General features: G+C 68.2%; 9 protein-coding genes and 1 pseudogene. 7 read left to right on the forward strand and 3 right to left on the reverse strand.

Going from position 1 to position 7227, the window contains the following annotated elements; genetic code table 11:
- Positions 1 to 162: 162 nt before the first annotated feature.
- Complete coding sequence (locus QE494_RS08925; RefSeq protein WP_300042577.1) at positions 163 to 1923, forward strand: S8 family peptidase; 1761 nt, start codon at positions 163 to 165, stop codon at positions 1921 to 1923.
- Between the two features lie 12 nt (positions 1924 to 1935).
- Here QE494_RS08925 and ruvC read toward each other — a convergent pair whose 3' ends face one another.
- Positions 1936 to 2484, reverse strand: a complete 549-nt coding sequence (ruvC, locus tag QE494_RS08930) for a crossover junction endodeoxyribonuclease RuvC (RefSeq protein WP_300042578.1) — start codon at positions 2482 to 2484, stop codon at positions 1936 to 1938.
- A 78-nt stretch (positions 2485 to 2562) separates the two neighbouring features.
- Between ruvC and QE494_RS08935 the strand changes: the two genes are divergently transcribed.
- The 4 genes from QE494_RS08935 to QE494_RS08950 all read left to right on the forward strand — a co-directional run bounded on the left by QE494_RS08935 (position 2563) and on the right by QE494_RS08950 (position 4828).
- Positions 2563 to 2970: a group II truncated hemoglobin gene (locus QE494_RS08935; protein ID WP_300042580.1), complete on the forward strand. Its 408-nt coding sequence runs from the start codon at positions 2563 to 2565 to the stop codon at positions 2968 to 2970.
- Positions 2963 to 4069 (forward strand): NAD(P)H-binding protein, encoded by a 1107-nt coding sequence (locus tag QE494_RS08940; protein ID WP_300042581.1) that lies wholly within the window; start codon positions 2963 to 2965, stop codon positions 4067 to 4069. The genes QE494_RS08935 and QE494_RS08940 overlap by 8 nt, the downstream gene beginning before the upstream one ends.
- A gap of 139 nt (positions 4070 to 4208) precedes the next feature.
- Complete coding sequence (locus QE494_RS08945; protein WP_300042582.1) at positions 4209 to 4532, forward strand: type II toxin-antitoxin system RelE/ParE family toxin; 324 nt, start codon at positions 4209 to 4211, stop codon at positions 4530 to 4532.
- Positions 4529 to 4828 carry an addiction module antidote protein gene (locus QE494_RS08950; RefSeq protein WP_300042583.1) on the forward strand — a complete coding sequence of 100 codons (300 nt, stop codon included), beginning with the start codon at positions 4529 to 4531 and terminating at the stop codon, positions 4826 to 4828. The genes QE494_RS08945 and QE494_RS08950 overlap by 4 nt, the downstream gene beginning before the upstream one ends.
- Before the next feature lie 16 nt (positions 4829 to 4844).
- On the opposite strand, the gene QE494_RS08955 is transcribed toward QE494_RS08950, so the two are convergent.
- Together QE494_RS08955 and radC are read right to left on the reverse strand one after the other, a co-directional pair.
- Positions 4845 to 5477 carry a Smr/MutS family protein gene (locus QE494_RS08955; protein WP_300042590.1) on the reverse strand — a complete coding sequence of 211 codons (633 nt, stop codon included), beginning with the start codon at positions 5475 to 5477 and terminating at the stop codon, positions 4845 to 4847.
- Between the two features lie 182 nt (positions 5478 to 5659).
- The gene (gene radC / locus QE494_RS08960; protein WP_300042584.1) at positions 5660 to 6337 is read right to left on the reverse strand and encodes a DNA repair protein RadC; all 678 of its coding nucleotides are present in this window, start codon (positions 6335 to 6337) and stop codon (positions 5660 to 5662) included.
- Between the two features lie 110 nt (positions 6338 to 6447).
- Between radC and QE494_RS08965 the strand changes: the two genes are divergently transcribed.
- Both QE494_RS08965 and ispH read left to right on the forward strand, forming a co-directional pair.
- On the forward strand, positions 6448 to 6912 hold the full coding sequence (locus QE494_RS08965; protein ID WP_300042585.1) for a peptidylprolyl isomerase: 465 nt from the start codon (positions 6448 to 6450) through the stop codon (positions 6910 to 6912).
- Between the two features lie 30 nt (positions 6913 to 6942).
- Positions 6943 to 7227: pseudogene (gene ispH, locus QE494_RS08970) on the forward strand (4-hydroxy-3-methylbut-2-enyl diphosphate reductase); the annotation flags it as partial.

The raw sequence follows: 7227 nt of genomic DNA on the forward strand, positions 1-7227 counted from the left end.
GTGCCGTGCGCTTTGTTTCATGCGCGGCCGTGAGCCAGAGCGGAACTTGAACCCCGGTCAGGGGGTCTGTCGTGAGCGCCATGGGTTTCCTTCAGGGGCACCTCGGGCGCTGTGTGCACTCGGTATGTGCACTCCGATCGACTCCATTTCCGAGAGGCTTCTATGAAACTGCGAGAACCCATCTGGCCCGGACGCTTGAAGTTAAGCGCACTGGGCCTTGGTACCGCCTTGACCCTCGCCGCTTGCGGCGGTGGCGGCGGCGAACCTTCTGCTCCGCAAGCACAGGCGGTTACACCGCAGGCGGCCAGCGCTGTGACGCCACGCGCGGCCAGCAGCGGCACCACATCGAGTGGCGCTTCCGTCAACACGGCCGATGCGAGCGTCTACATCGTCCGCTTGAAGGACAACCTCGGCGAGCCCGTCGGCGCTCTGGCCACCGCCTGGGCGTCCCAGTATGGCGCGGATGTGGTCTTCGTCTACACCCACGCTTTGAGGGGCTTTGCGCTGCGTGTGCCCACCGCACAGACAGACGCCTTCCTCGCTGCTTTGCGAAACGACCCCACGGTCGCGGGCGTCGAGGCAGACCAGCCGATGTACGCCACGCGTGTGGGTGACCCCACCCCCGCGATCCGCAGCGTGCAACCCAACGCCACCTGGGGCCTGGACCGCATTGACCAGCGCAATCTGCCGCTGGACAGCCAGTACACCTACAACTACACCGGTAGCGGCGTCCGCGCCTATATCATCGACACCGGCATCTACCCCGCCCATCAGGACTTTGGCGGGCGGGTGACCGCAGGCTTCACCGCCATCGCCGACGGCCGTGGCTCGGCGGACTGCAACGGGCACGGCACCCATGTGGCCGGCACCGTCGGCGGTGCCACCTGGGGCGTGGCCAAGGGTGTGACGCTGGTCCCCGTGCGGGTGCTGGACTGCTCGGGCTCGGGCTTCACCAGCGGCGTCGTCGCAGGTCTCGACTGGATGGTGGCCAACGTCGCCAGGCCGGCGGTCGCCAACATGTCGCTCGGCGGCGGTGCCTCCAGCACGCTGGACGCCGCAGTGGCGCGAGCCACGGCTGCAGGCATTGCGGTGGCAGTCTCGGCGGGCAACAGCAACTCGAATGCCTGCGACGTGTCTCCCGCGCGCGCACCGAGCGCCATGACCATTGCCGCCTCCGACAGCAACGACCAGCGTGCCTCGTTCTCGAGCTACGGCAGCTGCGTCGACCTGTTCGCGCCGGGGGTGGGCATCACCTCGGCGGGCATAAGCTCGCCCACGTCCACCTCGGTCAAGAGCGGCACCTCCATGTCCTCGCCGCACGTGGCGGGTGCTGCGGCCCTGGTGCTGCAGGCGTTTCCGAGCTACTCGGCCAGCCAGGTGGATGCCTATCTGAAGTCCATCGCCACCGCCGACAAGATCAGCAACCCGAACACGGTTCCCAACTTGCTGCTCTACACCACGACGATTGGTGGAGGCACTCCGCCCCCGCCGCCGCCACCACCACCACCACCACCACCGCCCCCCCCACCACCGCCTCCTCCCCCACCACCCCCACCACCACCGCCCCCGCCCCCGCCCCCGCCCCCGCCCGCGAACGCCATGCACGTGAGCGCCCTGACAGCGTCCGCCACCCGTTACAACGGCTACTGGCGTGGAGGGGTCACCATCGAAGTGCACAACACCAGCAACCAAAGGGTGGTAGGGGCCTTGGTACGGGGCACCTTCTCCCCGGCAGCGGGCTCGTTCAGCTGCACCACCAGCACCGCGGGCACTTGCTCGGTGCTCACCGGGCAGCTGTCAAACGGCAACAGCAAGCTAGTGCTCTTCACCGTGGACGCAGTCACCGCCCCTAGCTTGGTCTACGACCCGGCTGGCAGCATCACCACGGTCACCCTGCGCCGGCCGACCGGTCGGCCTTCTTAGGCGGGGTCGCCCTCAACCCACCCGTCCAGCCCGCCACGCGCCGGTGCTGCGACGGGTGGTGTCCCCGGCCGTCGCCAGCCGGGCCACCGCGGCGCCTGCATGGGCGTGGGTGATGGCCAGGCCCAGGGCGTCGGCCGCATCGGTTCCGGGCAGGCCAGGCAGTTGCAACAGCCGCTGCACCATGGCCTGCACCTCCGGCTTGCCGGCCCGCCCATGGCCGGCCACCGCCCGCTTCATCTGCAAAGCGGTGTACTCCGCCACCGGCAAATTGGCTGTGACCAGCGCGGTAATGCACGCCCCGCGCGCCTGCCCCAGCAGCAGGGTCGACTGCGGGTTCACGTTCACGAACACGATCTCCACCGCCGACGCATCGGGCTGGTAGCGTTCGCACAGCTCGCTGATGCCGTCGAACAGGGTCTTGAGGCGCGCCGGCAAGTTACCCACCGCCCCGGCATGGGTGCGGATGGTGCCGCTGGCCAGGTAACGCAGTTGGTGGCCTTGGGCCTCTACCACGCCGAAGCCGGTGGTCTGAAGGCCAGGGTCGATACCGAGAATTCGCATAGGTGTGTGAGTCAGCGCTTCGATTGTGCGGCATCGGATAGAGGGGCTGCCCAACTGCCATGCCGCACAATTGTGCTCATGCAGCAGATTGAAGAACCCGCTCCCGCAGCCACGCCTTTTAGCTGGATCGGCGGCGAGCCGCAGGTGCGTGCTCTGGTCGACCGCTTCTACGACCTGATGGACCTCGAATCCGGCTACGCCGCCCTGCGCGCCGCGCATGGTACCGACCTGGCAAACGCCCGCGAGAAGCTGTTCATGTTTCTCTGCGGCTGGCTCGGCGGCCCCGACTACTACGTGCAAAAGCACGGCCACCCGATGCTGCGCGCGCGCCACCTGCCCTTTGCCATCGGCATTCAGGAGCGCAACCAGTGGGTGCAGTGCATGGACCAGGCCATGGGCGAGGTGGGCGTTGACCCGCAACTGCGCGCGCGCCTGCACGACTCTTTCATGAACACCGCCGACTGGATGCGCAACAAAAATGTCTAGCGCCTCATCCCCGGCCCAGCGCGTCTTACTGCTCGGCGCCACCGGCACCATCGGCCGCGCCACGGCTCAGGCCCTGCGCCAGCGCGGGCACGAGGTGGTGGCGCTGGTGCGCTCTTCGAGCTTGGGCGCGGGCATCGGCGCTGCCTCTTCGTCGGCGCCGCAGGTGCCAAGTGCCAATGCCACAGCCGCCTCCTCCGCCCTCTCCGCCGCCTCCCCCCAGCGTCCCGTTCATGACGCCCTGCAGGCCATGGGCGTCACCCTGCGCGAGGGCAACCTCAGCGACCCAGGATCCGTCGCCCGTGACGGCCTGTGCGGCGAGCGCTTTGACGCCATCGTCTCCTGCCTCGCCTCGCGCAGCGGCACACCGCGGGATGCCTGGGCCGTTGACCACGACGCCCACCAACACGCCCTGGCCGCAGCGGTGGCCGGTGGGGTAGGGCGCTTCGTCTTGCTCTCGGCCATCTGCGTGCAAAAGCCCAGCCTCGGCTTCCAGCAGGCCAAGCTCGCCTTCGAAGCCTCGCTCATGGCCAGCCCGCTCGCCTGGAGCATCGTGCGGCCCACCGCCTTTTTTAAATCACTCTCGGGGCAGATTGCCCGGGTGCAACAGGGCAAGCCTTTTCTTGTCTTCGGCGACGGGCGTCTGACCGCCTGCAAGCCCATTGCCGACGAAGACCTGGGCGACTACCTCGCCGGCTGCCTGCACGACCCGGCGCGCGCGCGGCGCATTCTGCCCATTGGCGGCCCCGGCCCGGCCCTTACCCCGCTAGACCAAGTGCAAATGCTCTCCGAGCTCATGGGCCGGCCGGTGCCGGTGCGGCATGTGCCCGTGGCCCTCATGAACACCATCGCCGGCGTTCTCGGCCTGGCTGGCCGCTTCTCGCCGCGCCTCGCCGAAAAAGCCGAGCTTGCCCGCATCGGCCGCTACTACGCCACCGAATCCATGCTGGTCTGGGACCCCACCGCCGGCCGCTACGACGCCCAGGCCACCCCCGAAACCGGCTCGCGCACTTTGCGCGACTTCTATGCCGAGGTGCTGGCGGACCGGGAGCGGGTGGATTTGGGTGAGCACGCGGTGTTTAGTCAAGACAGCCAACGCTGAGCCTCACCTCCAAGAGCAGGGCGGTTGTCAGGCGGATTTCGAATCCCCGCAGAGGCTTCGAAGGAACATGGGCAGGCCTCGAACCAGAGGCCATGCGTCACGGTCGTGATTGCATGACGGTATCTTTTGGAATACCATCATGGAACTACGCATCTACACCGATAGCCGAGGCCGGGCGCCCTTTGAGCATTGGCTCAACACCTTAGCCGACCGCTTGGCTCGGGCCCGAATCCGGGCCCGGTTGGCGCGCGTAGCGGCAGGCAACCTGGGCGATTGCAAGCCCTTGCGCGCTGGGGTGCAGGAGCTCCGGGTGGACCATGGCCCCGGCTACCGCGTTTACCTCAGCCGCCAAGGGGACGCATTTGTTCTCTTGCTTGGAGGCAGTGACAAGGGCGGGCAAGATCGGGCCATTGCCCAGGCCGTTGCCCATCTCGAAGATTGGAAGCAAAGGGGTCAGCCATGAATCACGCACCACGCGACAAAAGCTACGAAGAGTCCTTGCTCCAGGCGCTGACCGACCCACTGGAGGCCGCTGCCTATATCGACGCAGCAATGGAATTGGAGGACAACGCCGCTCTGTTGGTTGCCATGCGCCAGGTGGCCAAGGCCCATGGCATGGCCGAGGTGGCCCGGCGCGCGGAGGTCGGAGAGAAGTCGCTGTTCAAAGCCCTGGCCGAGAACGGCAACCCAACCCTCGATACCGTGACCCGCGTCCTGCACGCGGTAGGCCTGCGCCTCAGCGTTGCGCCTGCCGCCTGAAGCGGCCACGCACCCCTCATCCCACCGGCTTCAGCAACACCACCAACGCCCCCGCCCCGCCTTCCGCAGCCCGCGCCTGCACAAAGGCCAGCACTTCGTTTTTTTGCACCAGCCAGCTCTGCACCTTGCCTTTGAGCACCGGCGTCTTGCCGGGTGACCCCAGGCCTTTGCCGTGCACCACCCGCACGCAGCGAATACCCAGGCGGTGGGCGTCGCGCACAAAGGCTGAGAGTGCCTCGCGCGCTTCTTCGCGGCGCAGGCCGTGCAGGTCAATCTCGCGCTGAATGCTCCAGGTGCCAATGCGCAGCTTGCGGGTGACGTCCAGGCCCACGCCCGGGCGCCGGTAGCTCATGGCGTCGTCGACGTCGAGCAGGGTGCTGGCGTCGAACTCGTCGGAGATGGCCTCGCGCAGCACCCGCTGCTCGTCGAGCTGCGCCTGCACCGGAATCGGCGCTGGCAGTTTGCGCTTCTGCGGTGCCCGGCCCTGGGGGGCCAAGGGTTTCACAGGACCGGCTGCGCGGGCAAAAAGGTTGCGCTCGGCCTCGGCACGCAGGCGCTGCACCTCACGCGCTGCGGCGGCGGCCTCCTCGCGGGCACGTTGCTCGGCCAGCTGTTGGCTGATGACTTGCAGGTCTCGCAAATCTTTCAGCGGACCCGAAGGCCCACCCGCGCTCTTGCCCTTTACACCTCCCGCACGACCGGCAGCAGCACTACCGGCAGCAGCACTGCCAGCACTGGCAGCACTGGCAGCACCGGCAGCACCGGCAGCACCGGCAGCCGTCTGTCCCGCCACCGCCACCCCCGCCGCCTGCGGCAACTTGCGCGCCCGGTTCACAGCCCACCCTCCTGCGCCAGAGACACCCACGCCCCCGGCGCCACAATGAAGTGGTCTAGCACCCGCACATCCACCAGGCGCAGCGCGGCTTGGAGGTGCTGGGTGAGCACCTTGTCGGCCCGCGAGGGGCTGACCGACCCGCTCGGGTGGTTGTGCGCCAGCACCACCGCGCCGGCCCGGTGGTGCAGCGCGCGCAGCACCACCTCGCGCGGGTACACGCTGGTCTCGGCCAGCGTGCCGCGAAACATTTCTTCCATGGCAATCAGCCGGTGCTGGTTGTCTAAAAAGAGCACCGCAAACACCTCATGCGCCCGGCCCGCCAAGTGCATCTGCAGCCAGTGCGCCAGCGTCTCGGCGCTGTCCATCACCGGCCGCTCGGCCAAGCGCTCGGCCATGGCCCGGCGCGCCAGCTCTAGCACCGCCAGCAGCTGTGAGCGCTTGGCTGGCCCGCCCAGGCCCGGCACCTGGCGCAGGCTGCCGGCGTCGGCCTGCAGCAGGCCGGCAATGCCACCAAAGCGTTGCAGCAGGTCTTGCGCCAGGGCCAGCACCCCGCGGCCGGCCAGGCCGGTGCGAAGCAACAGGGCCAGTAACTCGGTGTCCGACAGGGCCGAGGGCCCCCGCGCCAGCAGCTTCTCGCGCGGGCGGGCGTCGGCGGGGAGGTCTAGGATGGACATGGCCGAGGGAGCCTAACAGAGGGGCGCAGGCGATGGGCCGCAGTCTTTGGGCCGCAGGCGGTGGCCGGCGGGCGGCGGACGTCGCCCCCGGGCCTTTCTACAATGGTCGCATGAGCACCCCCCGCATCGGCCCCGGCGCCTTCCTCACCCTGCATTACCGAATGGCCGGCCCCTCGGGCGACGTCATCAACACCTTTGGCGGCCAGCCCGCCACCCTCACCCTGGGCGCGGGCGAGCTGTCCCCCGCGGTAGAAGACAAACTGCTGGGCCTGGAGGAGGGCAGCCGCCACACCTTTGCCCTGGCCCCCGGCGAGGCCTTTGGCGAGCGCAACCCCGAAATGGCCCAATGGGTGGCCCGCAAGCTGCTCAACGAACTGGGCGACCCCCACGAGCAATACAGCGTGGGCGACGTGGTGGAGTTTCCTGCCCCCGGCGGCCAAGGCAGCTACGCCGGCGCCGTGCGCGAGCTGCGCCTGGGCGCAGACGGCCAGCAAGAGGCCGTGCTGTTTGACTTCAACCACCCGCTGGCCGGCCAGCCCGTCACCTTTGAAGTGCACGTCATTGGCGTGCTCTGAACCTGAGGCCTCTTACACCATGGACGCACCATGACCACTCCCCAAGCTCCCATCGCCGAAATCTTGTTGGCCGAACCGCGTGGCTTTTGCGCGGGGGTGGACCGGGCCATTGAGATCGTTGAGCACGCCCTGGCCAAGTTTGGCCGGCCCATCTACGTGCGCCACGAAATCGTGCACAACACCTTTGTGGTGAACGACCTCAAAGACAAGGGCGCCATCTTCATCGAAGAGCTTTCCGAAGTGCCCCCGGGCGCCACGCTCGTCTTCTCGGCCCATGGCGTGAGCAAGGCGGTGCAGCGCGAGGCCGAGGCCCGG

The organism is Ramlibacter sp. (assembly GCF_029866045.1).
Taxonomy (GTDB): domain Bacteria; phylum Pseudomonadota; class Gammaproteobacteria; order Burkholderiales; family Burkholderiaceae_C; genus Ramlibacter.

Excerpts from the sequence above, each read along its gene's own strand:
- QE494_RS08925 (WP_300042577.1), top strand. The coding sequence starts at position 163 with ATGAAACTGCGAGAACCCATCTGGCCCGGACGCTTGAAGTTAAGCGCA.
- ruvC (WP_300042578.1), bottom strand. The coding sequence starts at position 2,484 with ATGCGAATTCTCGGTATCGACCCTGGCCTTCAGACCACCGGCTTCGGC.
- QE494_RS08935 (WP_300042580.1), top strand. The coding sequence starts at position 2,563 with ATGCAGCAGATTGAAGAACCCGCTCCCGCAGCCACGCCTTTTAGCTGG.
- QE494_RS08940 (WP_300042581.1), top strand. The coding sequence starts at position 2,963 with ATGTCTAGCGCCTCATCCCCGGCCCAGCGCGTCTTACTGCTCGGCGCC.
- QE494_RS08945 (WP_300042582.1), top strand. The coding sequence starts at position 4,209 with ATGGAACTACGCATCTACACCGATAGCCGAGGCCGGGCGCCCTTTGAG.
- QE494_RS08950 (WP_300042583.1), top strand. The coding sequence starts at position 4,529 with ATGAATCACGCACCACGCGACAAAAGCTACGAAGAGTCCTTGCTCCAG.
- radC (WP_300042584.1), bottom strand. The coding sequence starts at position 6,337 with ATGTCCATCCTAGACCTCCCCGCCGACGCCCGCCCGCGCGAGAAGCTG.
- QE494_RS08965 (WP_300042585.1), top strand. The coding sequence starts at position 6,448 with ATGAGCACCCCCCGCATCGGCCCCGGCGCCTTCCTCACCCTGCATTAC.